The sequence below is a fragment of the uncultured Paraglaciecola sp. genome, from assembly GCF_963977085.1.
Taxonomy (GTDB): domain Bacteria; phylum Pseudomonadota; class Gammaproteobacteria; order Enterobacterales; family Alteromonadaceae; genus Paraglaciecola.
In genome coordinates this window covers 297,695-317,206 of sequence record NZ_CAXBNC010000002.1, presented here as the reverse complement: position 1 = coordinate 317,206, position 19,512 = coordinate 297,695, and the positions used below count along the sequence as shown (strand labels likewise).

Annotated in this window: 22 protein-coding genes and 1 riboswitch; of the genes, 11 read left to right on the top strand and 11 right to left on the bottom strand. The window is 39.3% G+C overall.

Annotated elements, in window-relative coordinates:
- Window positions 1-2: 2 nt before the first annotated feature.
- Window positions 3-839, bottom strand: coding sequence for an HAD-IIB family hydrolase (locus AAC000_RS03910; protein WP_339720263.1), 837 nt, complete (start codon window positions 837-839; stop codon window positions 3-5).
- On the bottom strand, window positions 832-1,713 hold the full coding sequence (locus AAC000_RS03905; RefSeq protein WP_339720385.1) for a kinase: 882 nt from the start codon (window positions 1,711-1,713) through the stop codon (window positions 832-834). Before AAC000_RS03905 ends, AAC000_RS03910 begins: the two co-directional genes overlap by 8 nt.
- Before the next feature lie 215 nt (window positions 1,714-1,928).
- A riboswitch (molybdenum cofactor riboswitch) is annotated at window positions 1,929-2,099 on the top strand.
- On the opposite strand from AAC000_RS03905, the gene moaA reads away from it, so the two are divergent.
- From moaA to moaE, 6 genes are all read left to right on the top strand, one after another.
- Entirely contained in the window at window positions 2,093-3,061 is a 969-nt protein-coding gene (gene moaA / locus AAC000_RS03900; RefSeq protein WP_339720261.1) for a GTP 3',8-cyclase MoaA, read from the top strand. It overlaps the preceding riboswitch by 7 nt.
- Window positions 3,062-3,107: 46 nt before the next feature.
- On the top strand, window positions 3,108-3,719 hold the full coding sequence (locus AAC000_RS03895; RefSeq protein ID WP_339720259.1) for a molybdenum cofactor guanylyltransferase: 612 nt from the start codon (window positions 3,108-3,110) through the stop codon (window positions 3,717-3,719).
- Window positions 3,716-4,258, top strand: a complete 543-nt coding sequence (moaB, locus tag AAC000_RS03890; protein ID WP_339720258.1) for a molybdenum cofactor biosynthesis protein B — start codon at window positions 3,716-3,718, stop codon at window positions 4,256-4,258. Before AAC000_RS03895 ends, moaB begins: the two co-directional genes overlap by 4 nt.
- An 8-nt stretch (window positions 4,259-4,266) precedes the next feature.
- A complete protein-coding gene (gene moaC / locus AAC000_RS03885; RefSeq protein WP_339720257.1) occupies window positions 4,267-4,752 on the top strand; it encodes a cyclic pyranopterin monophosphate synthase MoaC in 486 nt (161 codons plus the stop codon).
- Window positions 4,746-5,006, top strand: coding sequence for a molybdopterin converting factor subunit 1 (gene moaD, locus AAC000_RS03880; protein WP_339720256.1), 261 nt, complete (start codon window positions 4,746-4,748; stop codon window positions 5,004-5,006). Before moaC ends, moaD begins: the two co-directional genes overlap by 7 nt.
- A gap of 8 nt (window positions 5,007-5,014) precedes the next feature.
- Window positions 5,015-5,473 (top strand): molybdopterin synthase catalytic subunit MoaE, encoded by a 459-nt coding sequence (gene moaE / locus AAC000_RS03875; RefSeq protein ID WP_339720254.1) that lies wholly within the window; start codon window positions 5,015-5,017, stop codon window positions 5,471-5,473.
- Between the two features lie 83 nt (window positions 5,474-5,556).
- Here the strand turns inward: moaE and hppD are convergent, their stop codons facing one another.
- The gene (hppD, locus tag AAC000_RS03870; protein WP_339720252.1) at window positions 5,557-6,657 is read right to left on the bottom strand and encodes a 4-hydroxyphenylpyruvate dioxygenase; all 1,101 of its coding nucleotides are present in this window, start codon (window positions 6,655-6,657) and stop codon (window positions 5,557-5,559) included.
- 371 nt (window positions 6,658-7,028) lie between these two features.
- Window positions 7,029-7,700 (bottom strand): nitroreductase, encoded by a 672-nt coding sequence (locus tag AAC000_RS03865; RefSeq protein WP_339720251.1) that lies wholly within the window; start codon window positions 7,698-7,700, stop codon window positions 7,029-7,031.
- Window positions 7,701-7,957: 257 nt separating this feature from the next.
- On the opposite strand from AAC000_RS03865, the gene AAC000_RS03860 reads away from it, so the two are divergent.
- Window positions 7,958-8,584: a lysoplasmalogenase gene (locus AAC000_RS03860; protein WP_339720250.1), complete on the top strand. Its 627-nt coding sequence runs from the start codon at window positions 7,958-7,960 to the stop codon at window positions 8,582-8,584.
- 134 nt (window positions 8,585-8,718) lie between these two features.
- On the opposite strand, the gene map is transcribed toward AAC000_RS03860, so the two are convergent.
- The 7 genes from map to AAC000_RS03825 form a co-directional block, all read right to left on the bottom strand.
- Window positions 8,719-9,501, bottom strand: a complete 783-nt coding sequence (map, locus tag AAC000_RS03855; protein WP_339720248.1) for a type I methionyl aminopeptidase — start codon at window positions 9,499-9,501, stop codon at window positions 8,719-8,721.
- Window positions 9,494-9,700, bottom strand: a complete 207-nt coding sequence (locus AAC000_RS03850) for a ParD-like family protein (protein WP_339720245.1) — start codon at window positions 9,698-9,700, stop codon at window positions 9,494-9,496. The genes map and AAC000_RS03850 overlap by 8 nt, the downstream gene beginning before the upstream one ends.
- 413 nt (window positions 9,701-10,113) lie before the next feature.
- Window positions 10,114-10,533 (bottom strand): ferric iron uptake transcriptional regulator, encoded by a 420-nt coding sequence (fur, locus tag AAC000_RS03845; protein ID WP_339720244.1) that lies wholly within the window; start codon window positions 10,531-10,533, stop codon window positions 10,114-10,116.
- Between the two features lie 110 nt (window positions 10,534-10,643).
- On the bottom strand, window positions 10,644-11,168 hold the full coding sequence (fldA, locus tag AAC000_RS03840; protein ID WP_339720242.1) for a flavodoxin FldA: 525 nt from the start codon (window positions 11,166-11,168) through the stop codon (window positions 10,644-10,646).
- A gap of 67 nt (window positions 11,169-11,235) precedes the next feature.
- Window positions 11,236-11,445 (bottom strand): DUF2788 domain-containing protein, encoded by a 210-nt coding sequence (locus tag AAC000_RS03835; protein WP_339720240.1) that lies wholly within the window; start codon window positions 11,443-11,445, stop codon window positions 11,236-11,238.
- Window positions 11,446-11,528: 83 nt separating this feature from the next.
- Window positions 11,529-12,302 (bottom strand): alpha/beta fold hydrolase, encoded by a 774-nt coding sequence (locus AAC000_RS03830; protein ID WP_339720239.1) that lies wholly within the window; start codon window positions 12,300-12,302, stop codon window positions 11,529-11,531.
- A 67-nt stretch (window positions 12,303-12,369) separates the two neighbouring features.
- Entirely contained in the window at window positions 12,370-14,007 is a 1,638-nt protein-coding gene (locus tag AAC000_RS03825) for an electron transfer flavoprotein-ubiquinone oxidoreductase (protein WP_339720384.1), read from the bottom strand.
- A gap of 462 nt (window positions 14,008-14,469) precedes the next feature.
- Between AAC000_RS03825 and AAC000_RS03820 the strand changes: the two genes are divergently transcribed.
- From AAC000_RS03820 to AAC000_RS03805, 4 genes are all read left to right on the top strand, one after another.
- Window positions 14,470-15,219 (top strand): electron transfer flavoprotein subunit beta/FixA family protein, encoded by a 750-nt coding sequence (locus AAC000_RS03820; protein ID WP_339720237.1) that lies wholly within the window; start codon window positions 14,470-14,472, stop codon window positions 15,217-15,219.
- Complete coding sequence (locus AAC000_RS03815; RefSeq protein ID WP_339720235.1) at window positions 15,219-16,145, top strand: FAD-binding protein; 927 nt, start codon at window positions 15,219-15,221, stop codon at window positions 16,143-16,145. The genes AAC000_RS03820 and AAC000_RS03815 overlap by 1 nt, the downstream gene beginning before the upstream one ends.
- 359 nt (window positions 16,146-16,504) lie before the next feature.
- Window positions 16,505-18,775 (top strand): YHYH protein, encoded by a 2,271-nt coding sequence (locus tag AAC000_RS03810; protein WP_339720233.1) that lies wholly within the window; start codon window positions 16,505-16,507, stop codon window positions 18,773-18,775.
- A gap of 20 nt (window positions 18,776-18,795) precedes the next feature.
- A complete protein-coding gene (locus tag AAC000_RS03805) occupies window positions 18,796-19,329 on the top strand; it encodes a hypothetical protein (protein WP_339720232.1) in 534 nt (177 codons plus the stop codon).
- Window positions 19,330-19,512: the final 183 nt, after the last annotated feature.

The window sequence follows — 19,512 nt, the reverse complement described above, 5'->3', positions numbered from 1 at the left end:
TACTAATTGTTAATTTGTGAATCGATAAAAATAATTTGCTCAAGGCATTCTGTCCAACCACTTGGACCATATGCTTGGCTAGTATAAACATTAGTTTGTTTTGTTAATGTTGGTGGGGCGTTAGCAGGTGATAAAATTCTTACTGCTATATCAGCAGCCTCAAGCATGGCCACATCATTTTGCCCGTCTCCTAAGGCGATAGTGTTGCAGTGCTCAATAGCCCTTTGTATTTGGAATTGTTGACTTAGCCAAACCAGTGCTTGACCTTTGTCACATTGGCCTGACAAGTGTAAAAATCGTCCTCCTTGTAAGGGGGTGGCACCCAGTTCATTGATTGCCTGTATAAATTGACGCTTTGTAGTGTCATTACCTAACCATAGGATTGGCTCACCGTATTGCCGAGAAGCCGCCAATTCTGCCTGTTTAGCTGAAAGTCCCGTTGCTGAAATTATTTCTTTATTGGACATATTGAAAAAATAATTGAATTCACCTTCAAAGCGGCTTTTTAATTTTTCAATGAGAGATAACCAATGAGCTCTTGGTTTTGAAAATTCTTTAATCCAGTAACCATTTTCGGTTTTGGTACCCTTGGGTTGGGTTGTAAAAAAAGAGGTGGGGATATAAACGGCTGCGCCATTTTCCACCACAAAAGGACCGTCTAAACCTATTTCATTTCTTAATTCTGTGAGTTCTGCAAAAGTTTTACTGGTATTTGCAATGACAGGAATATTCGCAGCGCGAAGTTTTTGCAACATAGGTAATGCAGGGGCAAAACTATAGGTGTGATGGTCAAGCAATGTGCCGTCTAGATCCGAAAATACTAAAACATCTTTAAGCATGGATATCCTTAGTCTTATGGTCAATGATGGCTCGAACAGAGTTAAGTTCAAACACGTGATCACATTTTTTCGGTAAAGTGCTCAGTCCATGTTCAGTTAAACGCTGATAGTGCTGAATAAAACGTAGAATTTGCTGTTCATTCATAATGCCAGACTTCTCTTGACCATTAGTGGCGGCACTGAGCTTTTGTTCTTGTTCTAAGCGCCATGCAAAGACATCCGCAAAAGAAGGAGCCTTTAACATCACCCATTTGTTCATCAAACTATACAGGGGTTGGTAATACAGAGACAGTTGTAAATTCGCGTGGTTGCGCCAGTCAGAGTTAGGGTCTTCAGTTGCTTCAAATGTATTGACGGGTTGTTTTAGCTGTTGATAGGTTTGTGGTTCAACGCCCCAACACCAGCCTTCAAATATTACCACATCTACTGCAGTAGTTACTTTGGTCCAGGCTGAAAACGGATGAGGGTCGTCAGTCGCTTTATTAAATCTTGGAATGGTTGTGGGTTGTTGTTCTTTTAGCTCATCTAATACCGATTTGGCCAAAGACATATTGTGAGTGCCAGGGACACCACGGGTCGCAAACAACGGATGCACATCATCTGCAATTATTTGTCGTTCTATACGGCTAAAGTAGAAATCATCCAGCGACATCACCACCACATTCAAAGCATAAGTCTCAGTTAAGTACTCTTTCAAAAATTCAGATAAAGTAGACTTTCCAGAACCTTGACTGCCATTAATCCCGACAAAGTAAGTGCTTTTTGCACCTAGTTGGTGCGTCTTAATTTCCTCTGCTAGAGGAATATAATAACCCTCAGCAATTTTAATGAAATCTTCGGAGAGCTTATTTTTGTTGATAAATGTGCTGATCATAGACTTATAAAATCTCATTTTATGCACTGTAAAAGTGCTTTATATTTAATCATTAATTTATATCCTAATAAAATAGCTACAACATATGTGCCATCTTGCTATAAAAGTGTGTATGTGCATTTTAGATTTAAATAAAGTGCTTAGCAGTTTCTCATTACAAAAATACAATTATGTGGTACAAATACCTCGTTGTTATTTGACCTGTAAATCAGATAATCTGTGAATAACTCCGAGCTATCTCACCTAAATCTACGACAAGGTGTTTTAGCCGTGAATTGGGCAATTTTGCCGATTCGCCAGGGTTGTAAGAGAAATCGAGCAGCCTCCCGCAAGTGTCATAATGTTTATGTCACTTCACTTTGGAAAGGTGTTAAATAAAATGTTAGAAGATAAATTTGGACGACGTTTCCATTACTTGCGGCTGTCTATAACAGACGTATGTAATTTTAAATGTAATTATTGTTTGCCTGACGGTTATGCTTGCGACACTGATCGTGATTTTTTGGCGTTGCCAGAAATTAAAACATTAGTGAACGGATTTGCCTCTTTAGGCACCAGTAAAATTCGTATTACCGGCGGTGAACCTTCCCTTAGAAAAGACTTGCCTGAGATCATTAAGGCCTGTGCCACTGCGCCTAATATTCAGCATGTTGCTATGACCAGCAATGGCTATAAGTTAGAGTCCGACATTCAAAAATGGGTGGATGCTGGACTGAATTCCCTGAATATCAGTATAGATAGCCTGGATCCTCGGATGTTTGCTGCCATTACTGGACACAATAAACTTGAAACTATATTGCGTGGTATCGACAAAGCTATCGCATTAGGTGTGAAGGTTAAAATCAATGCGGTATTGATGAAACAATACAACGCACAAGAACTGCAAAATTTCCTCACTTGGTTGAAAGCCACCCCTGTAACCCTAAGATTAATTGAGTTGATGCAGACGGGTGATAACTTGAGTTTTTTCAAGGAGAACCATGTTTCTGGAATGCCAATCAAAGGGCAATTACTTGAAGGGGGTTGGGGACAATTGATCCGCGATAAAGCGGCAGGTCCCGCTCAAGAATTTTTCCACCCTGATTATCAGGGAAAAATAGGCTTGATCATGCCCTATAGCAAAGATTTCTGTGCAAGTTGCAATCGCTTGAGGATTTCGGCCACAGGAAAATTACATTTGTGTTTGTTTGCCGACCAAGGTTTGGATATTCGCCCTGCTCTACAATCGGCTGACAGCAACGAATTACAGGCCAAGTTAATTGAATTATTAGGAGACAAAGAAGCCACACACTGGTTACAAGAGGGATTCACTGGTGCCACTAAACATCTCGCTATGTTAGGTGGTTAAGGTACAAATAAATGATAAATAGGTGGCTTTTTGAGAGGCTGAAACTATGTTAGCGGGGGTGATTCTAGCTGGCGGTAGGTCAAGTAGAATGGGCACAGACAAAAGTTTGTTAAGATTGCCCGAGAATCATTTATCCTTGCTAGAGCATGCAAAAAAGCGATGGGCATTGGTATGTAGCCAGCATGTTTTTGTCAGTGGTGTCCAGCATGATCAAGGTATTGCCGATAGTATTCCGAATTGTGGGCCTTTATCGGGTATACATGGGGTCATCACCCAAATTGAAAGTGAACATCCTGACATTAACGAGTTGTTGGTGGGGGCAGTAGATATGCCTGAATTAGGGACTGAAGATTTGAACTACTTACTTGAAATGGGCCGAAAAAATAATAGCATTTGCTATTTTGAATCCTGTTTTTTACCTTTGTACCTTCCGTTATCAGTGGCTGTCTCTCACTATCTGACAACTCATCTTACGCCCCAATATGACAACACACTGGTACAAAACAAAAAAAGCCAATATTCTCTAAAAAAGATGTTGGACTCGTTACAAGCCATACAAATACCAGCGTTGAAAAAAACACGATTAGACAATATTAATACGCCAGAGCAGTGGCAAGAGTACTGCGCTGCGCAACCAAATTTTAAGGCGAACAAATGACAGTAAATGCTCCGGTGACTAAACAAGCTTTGAATATTGCAGTGTTAACTGTTTCGGACACTCGTAATGAAGAAAATGATACCTCTGGGCAATATTTGCAAATAGCCGCTATAGAAGAAGGTCATAAAGTATTGGATAAAAAAATAGTCATAGATGACAAGTTTCAGATTCGAGCCGTGGTGTCTAATTGGATTGCAGCAAATGATATTCAAGTTGTATTGATAACAGGTGGAACGGGGTTTACCGCAAGAGATACCACACCAGAAGCCTTATCGCCTTTGTTTGAAAAAGAGATAGAGGGATTTGGTGAGTTATTTAGACATATTTCCTATTTAGAAATTGGTACCTCAACAGTGCAGTCAAGAGCGCTAGGCGGAATGGCCAATGGTACGGCTATTTTTTGTATGCCTGGTTCAACTGGGGCGTGTAAAACTGCGTGGACTGGAATTTTGCAGCAACAATTAGACTCGACCCATAGACCTTGTAATTTTGTGGTGCATCTAAAAAATACTGACACTAAATGCACGAGTAGAGGATAAGCACTATTATGGAAAGTCCAAATACTGGTTTAACCCATGTAAATGAACATGGCAAAGCCAACATGGTAGATGTCACCGATAAACGAATTACCCAAAGGCAAGCTGTAGCTGAAGGCTATATAGCTATGTCTGCCCAAGCCTTTAGTATGTTAAAAGACAATAGCCATGCCAAAGGTGACGTCTTGTCTATTGCCCGTATTGCGGGAATTCAAGGGGCCAAAAGGTGCAGTGATTTAATCCCACTTTGCCACCCATTAATGTTATCTAAAGTACAAATTGAATTTGAAACCTTAGATGAACAGTGCAAAGTGCGCATTCAAGCTTTATGTAAGTTAGCGGGGCAAACTGGTGTTGAGATGGAAGCGTTAACAGCGGTCAGCGTGGCGGCTCTGACTTTGTTTGATATGTGTAAAGCAGTCGATCCTCATATGCAAATCAGTGACATTAAAGTGCTCAGCAAGCAAGGTGGTAAGAGCGGGGACTGGACGTGTTAACAATATTGTTTTTTGGACATTTGAAAGAAGTACTAAAAACCGAATCGATTCAGGTTGATCTCGCTGTAAATAGCGACGCGATAACTACAGTGTCTAAGTTACGTAATATGTTGCAGAGCAAGGGGGAGATGTGGAGCGAATATTTGGCTTACGGTAAGGCCTTAGTTGCGGTCAACCAAGAAATGACCAGCGACGCTACTGTATTAAAAGAGGGCGACGAAATTGCCTTTTTCCCTCCCGTAACTGGTGGTTGAGAAAAGCCATGAGCCACTTTACCCATATTAGTGTGCAAATACAGGATTTCGATTTTGCTCATGAATATCAAAAATTAAGAGATAGTAACGATAGCGACGGCGCGATAGTAACCTTCGTCGGTTTGGTACGTGATACTAATCTTCAACAATCAGTCAGTGGGCTATTTTTGGAACACTACCCCGCAATGACTGACAAAGTCTTAAACAATATTGTTGAACAAGCAAGGGATAAATGGCAATTAGGCAGCGTTTCCGTCATCCATAGAGTAGGGCAGTTGCATGTGTCTGACCAAATTGTGTTTGTTGGTGTGACTAGTCAACATCGTCAATCTGCTTATCAAGCTAATGAATTTATAATGGACTTCTTAAAAACCCAAGCGCCTTTCTGGAAGAAAGAAACCACCGCGCAGGGTGATAGATGGATTGAAGCGAAAGTCAGTGACTTAAAAAAATCTGCAGACTGGTAGTCATTAAAATACCTGTGTTTAACATTGCTTGCTATGGTTTTTCCCTGAGCCGATTGCTCAGGGAAACTCATCATAAAGGATTGTTAAACCGCTTCTTTTTCCTCAGTGTTATCAGTTGTGTTTAAAACACCCCGATTAATTTGATCTCGTTCAATTGATTCGAATAATGCTTTAAAATTACCTTCGCCAAAGCCGTCATCACCTTTACGCTGAATAAACTCAAAAAACACTGGACCCAATTGTGTTTCAGAGAATATTTGTAAAAGCAGTCTTGGACCACCCTCGGTGCTGCCATCCATTAAAATGCCCCGAGATTGCAGCTCTGCAACGGGCTCGCCATGATTTGGTAGCCGCCCTTCAAGTAACTCGTAGTAAGTTTTAGGGGGCGCTGTCATAAAGGGCATCCCCATATTTTTTAAGCGATCCCAGCAGGCCACTAAGTCGTCACAACTGAACGCTATATGTTGAATGCCTTCACCATTAAATGCCCGCAAAAATTCTTCAATTTGGCCTTTTCCTCCTTCACCTTCTTCATTAAGAGGAATACGAATTTTGCCATCTGGAGCGGTGAGGGCTTTAGAGGTTAATCCTGTGTATTCACCTTTAATGTCAAAGAAGCGTATTTCTTGAAAGTTGAAGAGTTTTTCATAAAAATCGGCCCAATACTTCATGCGACCGCCATAAACGTTATGGGTTAAATGATCTATGACCTTAAAGCCAGCGCCTAATGGGTTGCGGTCCACGCCATCAATGTAATTAAAGTCGATGTCATAGATAGACAACTCGTCACCGTATCGGTCAATCAAATATATAATGGCATTACCAATACCGCGAATGGCAGGTAAGCGAAGTTCCATAGGCCCGGTTTCTACAGCAACAGGCTCAGCTCCTTGGGATAATAAATATTTATAAGACTGAACCGCATTTTTTACTCTAAAACCCATACCACAAGCAGATGGACCATGTTCTCTGGCAAAATACCAAGCTGCTGATTTGGGCTCATAGTTAGCAATTAAGTTAATACCGCCTTGTCGCCATAACTGCGCATCCTTGGTACGGTGATTGGCAATATGGGTAAATCCCATGCCTACAAATACTTTCTCTAATTGTCCTTTTTCAGGAGAAGAAAATTCAATGAATTCAAATCCATCTAAACCCGCTGGATTCTCAAATAAGTCTGCCATTATTTAATCTCTCTTGTTTTGTCTAAAACTAACCTGGAAGCTCGTTTTAGGATTTTTAATTGGTCTCTATTTGTGGTTTAAGTTTCTAAACGTTGTAGGAGACATACCACTAAATAACACGAGCGCAGCTTAGAGTATTTCAATCAAAAATTCCCCATAAGGGCATGCCAAAGGTAAATCGAGATTGTTGTTAACAACATGTAAGTGTAAATATTTATATACGGAGGGATTGTGATTAGGGCTTTTATGGGGCCTTCAATAGGGGAAAGGTTATTGTTACCCAGAATCAGACTGTTTTGAGTGATAGCGGTTATTAAAGAAGAGCTAGTGTTATGGAAACTCGCTATTCCATAACACTACTGATTTCGGATCTAGAATCCGTGATAACGCACAAAATCTTCATTGTCAGCGCGTACTGAACGCACGTTATTTGCTGCAAAATCGTCATCAGGGTAACCCATTGCAATACAAATCATAATGGCTTCGTTTTCCGGTATTTGTGCATGCTTATGCACAACATCAGATTGCATAATACCCTGTCCGTTAATGACGCAGCCTAGACCTAGATCCCAAGCAGCAAGTACTATCCCATAAGCTAATGAACCTAACCCAAATTGGGTAATCCCAGCGGGCTCCAAGGATTTATCATAGGTCAATACAAGAGAGACTGGTGCATCAAACTGACGAAAGCCTCTCATCATCCATTCCATACGTTTTTCTTTGTCTTCTCTGGAAATGCCCATTACTTCAAACAATTGAATCGCAACGTCTATCTGACGTTGTTTATGCACCCCTTCATACTTTTCCTTGTAGGGAAAGTCACGTACATGGGGTTTACCAGCAAGGGTGTTTTTAGTGTTGTCTTCACGAATCTTATCAAGGACATCGCCTGCAACCGCGTGCACACGCCAAGTCTGGGTATTGTAGGAAGAAGGAGCCCATTTTGCTGCGTTGATAACGGCATCGACAACTTCTTTGGAAACGGCTTTATTTTTAAAACCTCGCACACTCTTTCTAGAAGCAGCGAATTCTGCAAAATTCATATAAACCTTAGATCGTTAGAGTAGATGATTAGCAATCACTATAACGTAGCCTTGGGTGAGGTATAAATCATGTAAAATGATTTCTAAGTTTAAGTCTCATTTATTGGGGATCTATTAATAACTTTTGTTACCTTGTTTTTAATGAAACGTAAAAGTATGCTGATGCTCGCTGTCCCTATATTTTGTCAGTGTACTTGTAACTGCTTGAATATTGGATAAATAATCGCACTTTATAAAAACTCAAATAGCGAATGAATATGTCAAAAAAACTGGGTATGGGATTTTTATTTTTTTCATTGCTGTACATCTTTGCTCTGATTTATGGGGTAGACAGTCTATGGCTCTTAAAAATTATGCCAATCGTTTTATTGGGTGTTGCAGTAGTAAAAACTAAGCCTAGTTTAATCCGAAATTTTTTACTCTTGGCATTATTCTTTAGTGGCTGCGGCGACTTGTTACTTGCTTTTGACCAATTTATTTTTGGTGTAGCAGCGTTTTTATTGGCTCAGCTTGGTTATGCATTTTTATTTAGCCGATACTGGCAAGGTATTCAGAATCGTTGGTCACTGAGTCTGCTGTTGATTGTATATATGCTCGCCATGGCCTGGTTGTTAATTCCTAAACTCGGGGAGTTGCAGATACCAGTTATGGCCTATTTGTTTGCAATTGGTGCAATGGGGTTACTGGCGTTTCAGTCTTCACTACCCATGCGCTGGGCAGTGTTGGGTGCAGTGTTATTTATTATTTCGGATTCATTTATTGCTATTAATAAATTCATTTGCGTTTTTCCATTGGCGAGTTATTGCATTATGGCCAGTTATTACGCCGCGCAATATATGTTGGTAACGGGTTTCCTCAACTCTGTTAAAAATAAAAAAGCGTAAAACCTAAGTAGAGTGTTTAACAAGTAGTACGTACTCTTAGCAAAGGTGGGCCAGCAATAACCCGTGATGAATTAAACTCCAGCTGCATGGGTTATTTCCCCTCGACAACGAGGGTGACATTGACGGATATGAAGTTAAGTTAACTTAAAGGTTTCTTCATTTCGTAAAGTAAGCACTTCAAAACCTGAAGGGGTGACGAGAATAGTGTGTTCCCATTGGGCAGATAACTTTTTATCCCGTGTGACTACTGTCCAACCATCTTTCTTTTGTTTGGTTTTATATGAACCTTGATTAATCATGGGTTCAATTGTAAACACCATGCCTGCACGCAAGGCAGTGCCAGTATGCGGTCTTCCAAAGTGTAAAATTTGTGGATCTTCATGCATTTCACGGCCAATTCCGTGACCACAATAATCACGCACTACGCTAAAGCCATGATGTTCAGCATAGGTTTGAATTGCGTGACCTATGTCGCCAGTTGTAGCCCCAGGTTTAACACATTCAATACCTTTCCACATTGCATCGTAAGTCACATCAACGAGTTTTTTAGCGTTAGGTAAAACATTACCGATCATATACATTTTACTGCTGTCAGCTATGTATCCATCTTTTTCTAAGGTGATATCTAAATTGACAATATCGCGGTCTTTCAACCTTTTTGTTTCAGAAGGGATACCATGACAAACTACATCATTTAGCGACGAATTCAGTACATATTGGTAATCATATTGGCCTTTACTTGCTGGCCTCGATTTTAGATTGTTAACTATATGGTCTTCAACAAAATCGTTGATTTCCATCGTTGTTACACCGGCTTTCACAAAGTCATCTAAGACATTAAATACGCTAGCAAGTAATCTGCCTGATTCACGCATCAATGAAATCTCATTTGGGGTTTTAATCAATACATTACTCATTGATCAACCTCACCGAGGCAACATTTTGGGTTTGCATTTCACGTTGAAGAATTTCTTCGTAAGTCATAGTGGGATTTTGCTCGGCTAGCCTGCCAATTTTTATCCAGAATTCAGCCTGAGAGTTGATAGAGCGCTCCATCACTGAACTGTTTTTTCTAACGTCTTCATGAAGTTTATCTGAAATTTTTACTATACCCATAAAATATACCCATAATGTATGATGTGCTACATTATGTAGTGTATCGTATATTATTAAAAAGTGCTAATAGTCTGACAATATTGAATAGCTTGATTGTTTCCAATCAAGCCATCGCTAAGTTTAACTAGGTAATTTTAATGGCTTAAATGGGATAATTGTTTAGCACATTCCGATTATTAGATTACAACCTGGTTGTTCCCTTTATTACTATTAACTGAGTGGATTGAGGAGCACGATATTGAGTTCATTTTTCAGAGTAATTAATGCAATCTGACTGTTTTTACGAACCTTTTTGAACATTTAAAAGGGGGGGGGGATTTATAGATTGAGTGTGGATTAGACTAAAAAACCGCTTAATAAAGTGTCCAACTTATTGGGGTCACTTCATATATACGGCTTTTCATTTTTAACAATTAATCTGCGTCGCAGTCTTCTTTACATTCACCGTACAGATACAAACTGTGATGAGTGAGTTTTATATTATGACGTTCGGCTACTTCTTCTTGGCGTTTTTCGATCACTTCATCTTCAAACTCAATCACTTTACCGCATTTTAAACAAACTAGATGATCATGATGTTTTTTATGGCTAATTTCAAAAACGGATTTACCCCCTTCAAAATGATGACGGTTTAAAATTCCTGCATCATCAAATTGGTTGAGTACTCGATAAACCGTGGCTAAACCGATGTCTTCATCGTGCTCAATTAAAATCTTATATACGTCTTCTGCGCTGATATGTTGGTTTTCAGGGAGTTGTAGTATCTCTAGGATTTTTAAGCGAGGAAGGGTGATTTTTAGCCCCGCTTTTTTTAATTCTTTATTTTGATCCATTAGCTTACTTAATAATAAAACTGTGAAGTCATTATAGGGTACCTATTTTGATTTAAAAGCTATTTACCTTGTTAGTTATTAAATAAGGAGCCTTAGCTCCTTTTTTAAACTTAGGCTAATTCAGCTAAACAAAGTTCTTCGTGAATTTGTTTGCACCAAGCTTTCACCCGTTGTTCAGTGAGTTCGGGCTGACGGTCTTCATCAATGCCTAAGCCTACAAAGTGATTTTCATCGGCCATGCCTTTTGACGCTTCAAAGTCATAACCTTCTGTTGGCCACTGACCTACCAAAATTGCACCTCTAGCTTCTACTATATCCCTTACCATACCCATGGCATCTAAGAAATATTCCGCGTAATCTTCTTGATCACCACAGCCAAAAATGGCTACTAATTTATCTTCAAAATCGATCTGTTCTAGCTCAGGGAAAAAGTCATCCCAATCACATTGTGCTTCACCGTAATACCAAGTTGGAATGCCGAAAAGTAACAGGTCAAATTCAGCAATATCTTCTTTGCTGCTTTTGGCAATGTCTTTTACGTCTATTAGGTTTTTACCTAATTCTTTTTGGATCATCTTAGCAATATGTTCTGTATTGCCGGTGTCGCTGCCGAAAAATAGCCCCACACTTGCCATTATTACTTATTCCTCAACTAAAATATAAATTCAATCTGGTTTTGCCAAAGCTTGGCTATTAAATAACTCAGCCTTCGATTACCAATTGCATAATGCCTTTAAATATAAATCCTGCGGCACCTAAAAACAGTACAAAATACACTACAACTTTACCAATAAGTGGTACGTTATTTTTCTTAAGTACATCATGAACAACGTAGGCCATCAATAGAAACAGGCCTATAATCGCAAGGTCTAAACCTATTGCTTCAATTTGCTCATAATGATCACTTAACATGTACTTTGTTCAACTCCTTTAAAAATCTGGCGCATATTAACATAGAGTCTTAACTATGAAAATTGCCCAGAGTGTTAGCATTCCTATTTAGTCAAAAATGAGGCTATTATTTTGCCACATAGTTCAGGTTTTTCCGCATGTAACCAATGGCCTGTGCCGTTTACCATTTTATAGTTGCTATTAGGAAATAACTTCAGAACTGCTTGTCTGTACTCTGGCAATAAGTAGTCTGAATGTTCACCCTTAACAAATAACACTGGCCCCGAATAGGGGGTATCCGCAATAATTGCTGCTGAAATCATTGCATAGTCTTTTTGCAACAGGGGGAGATTAAAGCGCCAATTCCAAACGTTGTTTTCGTGAAATAAACTTTTTAATAGAAACTGCCGAGTTGAGCTTTCTTTAACATAGTGTGACAAGGCAGTATCAGCCTCTTTACGACTGGTTATATCCGCCAGTTTTACATTGTTTAAGCCTGCAAAAACATTGCTGTGTCGGGCAGGGTACTTAACCGGTGCAATATCTAACACCACCAAATGATTAATTTGCTCGGGTTGAGTAAGAGCCAATTGCATAGCTACTTTACCACCTAAAGAATGTCCAACTACGCTGAGATTATTGATCCCTAAGCCCTTGATGAGTTCAGAAATCAGATTGGCGTAACCTTTAAAACTAATGGTTTCAGTAAAAGCAGATTTTCCGTGGTCGGGTAAATCTATTGATAACACTTGGTAAGAATCGGTAAATTGTCGACGCAAAGCAGACAAATTATCCAAACTTCCGAATAAACCATGAATTAACATAAGCCATGGTTTGTTTTCTGAATCTGAGTGTATTTGGTAATTCACTGCGCTCATAGAGTAATTTTATTCCTTACTAAATACTTAGATAGTAGTGAGGTTTGCCTCACTACTATTATTAACCTTACATATTTGGATAGTTGGGTCCGCCGGCACCTTCAGGTACTACCCAAGTGATATTTTGGGTGGGATCTTTGATATCACAGGTTTTGCAATGCACACAATTCTGAGAATTTATCTGCAATTGTTTTTCACCTTGTTCAGTTTCGATTATTTCGTATACACCCGCTGGGCAATAGCGTTGTGCAGGTTCATCATACTTTGCCAAATTAATCGTAATAGGAACCGAACTGTCTTTTAACTTAAGGTGACAGGGTTGTCCTTCTTCATGGTTAGTATTAGATAAAAATACTGAAGACAATTTATCAAAACTTAACACACCGTCGGGTTTTGGATAATTAATTTTAACGCAATCTTCTGCATTTTTAAGTATTAAATGATCGGCAACATCATCTTTAAAATTAAAGGGTAAATTGCCTCTGAACCAGTTTTGCTCAAGAGTGTTATAAGCGCCACCTATAAAGGTGCCAAATTTATGTAGGGCAGGGCCGAAGTTACGGGATCTGAACAGTTCGTCATACAACCAAGACTCTTTAAATTTTTGGGTATAAGCCACTAACTCTTGTGAAGGTGCTGCATCTACCTCAGTTAACGCTTCCATAATTGTTTCAGCAGCAAGTAACCCTGACTTCATTGCGGTATGATTACCTTTGATTTTGGCAAAGTTTAAGGTGCCAGCATCACACCCTACTAATAAACCACCAGGGAAGGTCATTTTAGGTAGAGAATTAAAGCCTCCTTTGGCAATCGCTCTTGCCCCATAAGAGACTCGTTTACCCCCTTCTAGATACTGTTTAAAAACAGGGTGATGTTTTAATCGTTGGAATTCGTCAAAGGGACTCAAATGTGTATTGCTATAGTTTAAATCTAATATAAGCCCAACTAACACTTGGTTATTTTCGCCATGATAAAGATAAGAACCACCTGTTGCGTCAGTAATTGGCCATCCAGCAGTATGCACTACTAGGCCTTCTTGATGTTTAGCAGGATCGATATCCCAAATTTCTTTAAAACCTATACCGTAATGTTGCGGAGATTGTCCTTTATCCAACTCAAATTTTTCAATCAGCTGCTTTCCAAGGTGTCCTCGGCATCCTTCTGCAAACACAGTATATTTAGCTTTTAATTCCATACCTGGCATAAATGAATCTTTCGGCTGGCCTTGTTCATCTAGCCCCATATCGCCAGTAATCACACCACCGACACTGCCATCTTCGTTGTATAAAACATCAGACGCGGCAAAACCAGGGAAAATCTCAACACCAAGGGATTCTGCCTGTTCGGCTAACCAGCGGCATATGTTGCCCATGCTAACAATATAATTTCCGTGGTTATGCATGGTTTTAGGCGTCATAAAACCAGGAATTTTGGTTCCTTTGGTTTCATTATTTAACCAATAAATATCGTCTGTTGTAACGGGAGTATTAAGAGGCGCACCTTTTTCTTTCCAATCTGGAAATAACTCATTTAATGCCCTAGGTTCGAACACTGCACCAGACAAAATATGAGCACCCACCTCTGAACCTTTCTCAACCACACAAACCATTAATTCTTGGTCTTTTTCCTGGGCAATTTGCATCAACCGACACGCAGTTGACAGTCCAGCAGGGCCAGCACCGACTATTACTACATCAAACTCCATCGATTCTCGTTCCACTTGTTTGTCCTCTTTTAAGTTTCAACTATTCATAAAAATGTATTTAACTATTCATAAAAAAAATGTTTCTGAGTCTTATTTATAACCGTCTTTTAGTCGGCGTATGTCTGTTTTTGTCTCAATAAAAGCCCTTGTTAAGAGCAATCTCAACATCATTATTAGACCAACGCAAAGCAAATGATGACTTGGTGGAAATAAAAAATATTCTTATTTAACAAAGCGTTAATGTATTTAATTATGTTAATCTAATGTGATCCTATTCTCATTCTAACGCATTTATTATGACATATAATAACGGTTAAAAGTGGTGCTAAAAATGATCAATGACAAAAGGACATCTAAGTTGACGTTAACGTCAACACAAAGTAAATTGTCGCCAACCAGATTTGAGTGACAATTTAACGTTAACTCAAATTATAAACTTGATACCTGTAAGTAGAGGTGAAAATGAAAATACTCGTGCCAGTAAAACGTGCCATTGATTACAACGTGAAAGTTAGAGTTAAGGCAGATAATAGCGCAGTTGATTTAACTAACGCTAAAATGTCGATTAATCCTTTCTGTGAAATTGCAGTTGAAGAAGCTGTTCGCCTAAAAGAAAAAGGTGTGGCGACAGAGATTGTAGTGGTTTCTATAGGCAACAAGAGCTGTCAGGAACAAATTCGTACTTCTTTAGCATTGGGTGCTGATCGTGGTATTCAAATTGATACAGATTTGAGCCTCGATTCATTACAAATTGCTAAGTTATTGCAAAAGGTAGTGGAACAAGAGTCCCCCGACTTAGTGATTTTAGGTAAACAATCTATTGATTCAGATAACAACCAAACGGGACAAATGCTTGCAGCACTAACGGGAATGCCGCAAGGTACATTTGCTTCTGAAATAGTAGTTGATGGCGGAAAAGTGAAAGTGACACGTGAAATTGACGGAGGTTTACAAACGATTGAATTGTCGTTACCGGCAGTTGTCACAACTGACTTAAGACTTAACGAACCTCGTTATGCGTCTTTGCCAAATATAATGAAGGCTAAGCGTAAACCGCTAGACGTTAAACCAGCGGCCGATTTTGGTGTTGAACTCACATCTGCTGTGAAGGTTTTAAAAGTAGAAGCACCTGCACAGCGTAAAGGTGGAATTTTAGTGGCAGATGTCGCGGAATTAGTCGACAAATTAAGAAATGAAGCGAAGGTGATCTAATGGCTATTTTAGTATACGCAGAACATGACAACGAACAGCTTAAAACTGAAACTCATAAACTAATACATGCTGCGTCACAATTAGGTGGCGACATACATCTATTAGTGGCAGGCTCTGGTTGTGAGGCCGTTGCACAGCAAGCCTCGAAAATAGAAGGCGTAAGTAAAGTGTTATTGGCTGACAATGCAGAATATGCGCAGCAAATGGCAGAAAATATCGCTGATTTAGTCACTGAATTAGGCAAAGATGCCAGCCATGTTTTGGCCGCAGCCACCACTACGGGCAAAAACTTTATGCCAAGAGTGGCAGCCTTATTAGATGTTGCACAAATTTCTGACATCATAAAAGTAGAAAGTACTGATACTTTTGTTCGTCCAATTTATGCAGGTAACGCAATTGCGACTGTTCAATCAAGTGATAACATCAAAGTGATTACCGTGAGAACGGCTGCTTTTGATGCGGCCGCTGAAGGCAATTCAGCGCCAATTGAAGCCTGTTCTGTTGTCAAAACATTGGATAAATCTAGCTTTGTTTCGGCTGAATTAACTGAGTCTGAACGACCTGAGTTAACGGCAGCAGACATTATCATCTCTGGTGGTCGTGGTATGCAAAATGGCGAAAACTTTAAACTGCTTGACGGCATCGCTGACAAGCTTGGGGCGGCAATGGGTGCTTCACGAGCGGCAGTTGACGCAGGCTTTGTTCCTAATGACATGCAAGTAGGGCAGACCGGTAAAATTGTGGCACCTAACTTATATATTGCAGTCGGTATATCTGGAGCCATTCAACATTTAGCCGGAATGAAAGACTCAAAAGTTATTGTGGCTATTAACAAAGATGAAGAAGCACCCATATTCCAAGTCGCAGATTATGGTTTGGTGGGTGATTTGTTCGATGTTCTACCAGAACTAGAAGCGGCCTTGTAAAAATTAAATTAAGTAAAAAGCAAGCCATGACTAATTAAATTAGTTATGGCTTTTTTTTTGTCTTATGTGGATTGACATTACAGACATAACTTTATTTCCTATCACCTTTTTTACCACTGTCTATTCAAGAGCAAACAACGGGACAATCTGAACAGGATACCTTGAAGTATTCGGCGAAAAACTGGCACATTAACCCAGTTAAATTACGATCAGCCTTAGGCGTTATCTGCAGTGCTATTTCCTCATCATATAATCAACCTTCAAAATAAATAGTGGTTATACATAATTGCCCCACAATTGACCGTTAGGCTACTCATCATAAATTTTCTATACTTAATTGATTGTTCTTTGGGGTCTAAATGATGAAAAATATATATTCGCTTTTATTCGTTATTGTGTGCGGCTTTTCGCTAAGCGCATGTCATGGTGAAAGTCCTAAATCTGGGCAACTACTTAAAGCTAGTGAGTTTGTTTTAACTAGTTCTACTATGGTGGATGGCGGTATTTTACCTAATACTTATACTTGTGATGGAGACAGTGTTAGTCCGCCATTAAGTTGGAGTGGTGCTCCAGAAAACACTCAGTCCTATGGGTTAATTATGCACCATAATGCGCCAGATGGTGTGCATTGGTATTGGACTATGTACAACATTAGCGCTGATGTTACCCAAGTTAATAGCAATGAAACTCTTGGCATATTGGGCACTAACAGTGTAAATGATTTAAACGCCTATGCTCCACCTTGTTCTAAAGGTCCAGGAGGGAAAAGCTATAGCTACACCATTTATGCTTTATCTGCGCCTGTGGCTTTAGATAACAATATAAAAGTAGACCGAGAAACTCTTTTAGCTGCAATGCAAGATATCACCTTAGGATCAGCGCAATTAACTGTTAGTTATGAACGCAATCATAAAAATACTGAAAGACATAGCGGCGATATGAAACCGTCAAGTACGTCAAGTTTAAAACCTAACCCAGCACCTAGACCCGATCCTTCACCTTTTATCCCCCCTGATTTGTCTGTCAATATTGATTCTGCTCGATGCAAAACAATTCAGCATTCGGTAACTGAAGCAGGTTTTGAGCAAGATGTTGCGGTTATTTGTGATGAAGATTATGCCTACATTGTGTCCTCCACTTATCCACAACATGAGTTGATGACAGGCATTACAGACACTAATGAACAAATTCCAGTACCAGCAGCAGGTTATGCTGCGCCTATTAAACTTGAACCTAAAAAGGCTAAAAAATTAACAACTATTGACGCAGCAGTTGGCGTAGCAGTAAATGGAGTGCCTATTTACGATTATTCATCCCAAGGCGATTTAGATGTAAGTCAATACGATGTAAAACACGACACATTAGTCTTAGGGCAGCTAGACAACTGTGGTGGGCATTCTGGACGAGGTGATGACTACCACTATCATGTATCACCGACTTGTATGATCGATACCATGAAAAACCAAAAAGATGCTGCCATTATTGGTTGGGCATATGATGGTTACCCCCTTTATGGTGATAAAAACCCAGATGGCAGTGAAATCGCAAAAGGTGATTTAGATGTGTGTAATGGCCAAGCTGACGATACTTTTGGTTATCGTTACCAAACGTCGGCTACGCCACCCTATATTATTCAATGTTTAGTAGGGGAGGTTGATACTGCCAAATTACCAAGAGTGGCCCCCTTAAATGGTGATTTAAAGGGTATAAGAGCCGACCTTCGCCCGCCTCAAGATGGTGTCGAAAATTTAACCCATACTGTGGCTAAAGATGGTAGCCGTACTATGCGTTATTCATATAAAGGTGAAGACTATTTTACCACTTACAGTCATTCCACTCAGGGCGATAGCTGTTACGACTTTAAACAAAAAACCATTAGCAATGGTGGCAACCTTGAAGAAGGGACTTTTTGCAGAAACAGTGAACAGCGAAAGGTTAAAAATAAACAAAAGCCTAAGCCAGCACCAAGCTCTAAACCCAACAAAAAATCTAAGTTAACAACAGTGCATTCAGTTAATCCTAAAATTTCAGGTGAGCATAATTTAAAACTAGAAGCCTGGGCTGATAACTGGTTTGCTGCCTACATTGATGAAAATCTTCTTATAGAAGATTCGGTATCTATAACCACTGAACGCTCCTTTAATGCTGAGAGTATTACCTTTTCTGCAAATTATCCTATTCAGCTTAATTTGATCATCAAAGATTTTAAGCAGAATGACTCAGGTTTAGAATATATAGGTGCCAGAAATCAGCAAATGGGTGACGGTGGATTTATTATGCAAATAACGGATACCGATACTCATAAAGTTGTTTCGGTTACCAATAGTAGTTGGAAGTGTGAAGTGCTGCATCGAGCACCACTTAATAAATTATGTGAGCAAGGATCTAATCCTGTTGCCGGTGAAGGTTATTGTACTTTTATGTCTAAAGAAGCCCCTACCAATTGGTTGCAAGCTGATTTTGACGACTCATCTTGGTCAAACGCAACTGAGCATAGTGTTGCATCTGTTGGACCAAAAGATGGCTATGATGAAATCAATTGGGACAAAAATGCTCAGTTGATTTGGGGTGATGATCTTGAAACTGATAACACCATCATTTGTCGAGCTAACATTCAACAACCCAAATAAGTACATTGAAGGTAATAATTATGTCTGTATTTAAAAAAGCAAAATGTGCAAAATTAGCTTGGATTTTAGTCTGTGCGTTATTCAGTATTTGTACCTCGCTAAATGCTCATGTTTTAACAGAAACAAGCGCCCAAGTTATTTTGCGAGATGGTCAAATTGAAGTAAAAGTACTCACTGATATTGAGCATTTGATATCGAGTTTACAAAATGATCAAGCATGGTTGTTGGGCGATATAGATTCAATCATGCCGCAAAATTTAAGCCTTAGCGAACAAGATACGTTTATAAAAAATGCCCTTAAACAAAAGATGCACTTAGTGGTAAATGATCAGGTTATAGGTATTGAGGCTGTTATGTTGGAACGTGATAGTAATAGCCACGAGCCGAGTAAGTCTCACAACAAAGAAATTGTTTTTCAAGCAAGGCATAGCTTTACTCAAATAGTATCGCTCTCTATTTCATTTCATAAAAGTTTAGGTGCAGTGCATACAAGTTTTATTAAACCGCAATATAGACTGATTAATGCTGGTGAAATTACCCAGATGGTATTTTAAAGCAGTGTTACTGACATTAGGCGAGTTAAAAAGAAAGGTCAGTAACCAACAAGCTCCTGGATATAGGTAACTACCTTAATTGTAGGCATATAGTCAGTATGCAATACTGCTACTCAAGCATAAAATTATGACCTTAAATATCAGGGAACCAGTGAAGTTAATCCATAAATTCTTTTTAGCTTT

Bases quoted from the DNA above. Each gene is read 5' to 3' on its own strand.
- AAC000_RS03910 (WP_339720263.1), bottom strand. From the start codon at position 839: ATGCTTAAAGATGTTTTAGTATTTTCGGATCTAGACGGCACATTGCTT.
- AAC000_RS03810 (WP_339720233.1), top strand. From the start codon at position 16,505: ATGATGAAAAATATATATTCGCTTTTATTCGTTATTGTGTGCGGCTTT.
- fldA (WP_339720242.1), bottom strand. From the start codon at position 11,168: ATGGCAAGTGTGGGGCTATTTTTCGGCAGCGACACCGGCAATACAGAA.
- AAC000_RS03815 (WP_339720235.1), top strand. From the start codon at position 15,219: ATGGCTATTTTAGTATACGCAGAACATGACAACGAACAGCTTAAAACT.
- moaA (WP_339720261.1), top strand. From the start codon at position 2,093: ATGTTAGAAGATAAATTTGGACGACGTTTCCATTACTTGCGGCTGTCT.
- AAC000_RS03860 (WP_339720250.1), top strand. From the start codon at position 7,958: ATGTCAAAAAAACTGGGTATGGGATTTTTATTTTTTTCATTGCTGTAC.
- fur (WP_339720244.1), bottom strand. From the start codon at position 10,533: ATGGATCAAAATAAAGAATTAAAAAAAGCGGGGCTAAAAATCACCCTT.
- AAC000_RS03905 (WP_339720385.1), bottom strand. From the start codon at position 1,713: ATGATCAGCACATTTATCAACAAAAATAAGCTCTCCGAAGATTTCATT.
- AAC000_RS03850 (WP_339720245.1), bottom strand. From the start codon at position 9,700: ATGGGTATAGTAAAAATTTCAGATAAACTTCATGAAGACGTTAGAAAA.
- moaB (WP_339720258.1), top strand. From the start codon at position 3,716: ATGACAGTAAATGCTCCGGTGACTAAACAAGCTTTGAATATTGCAGTG.
- hppD (WP_339720252.1), bottom strand. From the start codon at position 6,657: ATGGCAGACTTATTTGAGAATCCAGCGGGTTTAGATGGATTTGAATTC.
- moaC (WP_339720257.1), top strand. From the start codon at position 4,267: ATGGAAAGTCCAAATACTGGTTTAACCCATGTAAATGAACATGGCAAA.
- AAC000_RS03895 (WP_339720259.1), top strand. From the start codon at position 3,108: ATGTTAGCGGGGGTGATTCTAGCTGGCGGTAGGTCAAGTAGAATGGGC.
- AAC000_RS03825 (WP_339720384.1), bottom strand. From the start codon at position 14,007: ATGGAGTTTGATGTAGTAATAGTCGGTGCTGGCCCTGCTGGACTGTCA.
- map (WP_339720248.1), bottom strand. From the start codon at position 9,501: ATGAGTAATGTATTGATTAAAACCCCAAATGAGATTTCATTGATGCGT.
- AAC000_RS03805 (WP_339720232.1), top strand. From the start codon at position 18,796: ATGTCTGTATTTAAAAAAGCAAAATGTGCAAAATTAGCTTGGATTTTA.
- moaE (WP_339720254.1), top strand. From the start codon at position 5,015: ATGAGCCACTTTACCCATATTAGTGTGCAAATACAGGATTTCGATTTT.
- AAC000_RS03835 (WP_339720240.1), bottom strand. From the start codon at position 11,445: ATGTTAAGTGATCATTATGAGCAAATTGAAGCAATAGGTTTAGACCTT.
- AAC000_RS03865 (WP_339720251.1), bottom strand. From the start codon at position 7,700: ATGAATTTTGCAGAATTCGCTGCTTCTAGAAAGAGTGTGCGAGGTTTT.
- AAC000_RS03820 (WP_339720237.1), top strand. From the start codon at position 14,470: ATGAAAATACTCGTGCCAGTAAAACGTGCCATTGATTACAACGTGAAA.
- AAC000_RS03830 (WP_339720239.1), bottom strand. From the start codon at position 12,302: ATGAGCGCAGTGAATTACCAAATACACTCAGATTCAGAAAACAAACCA.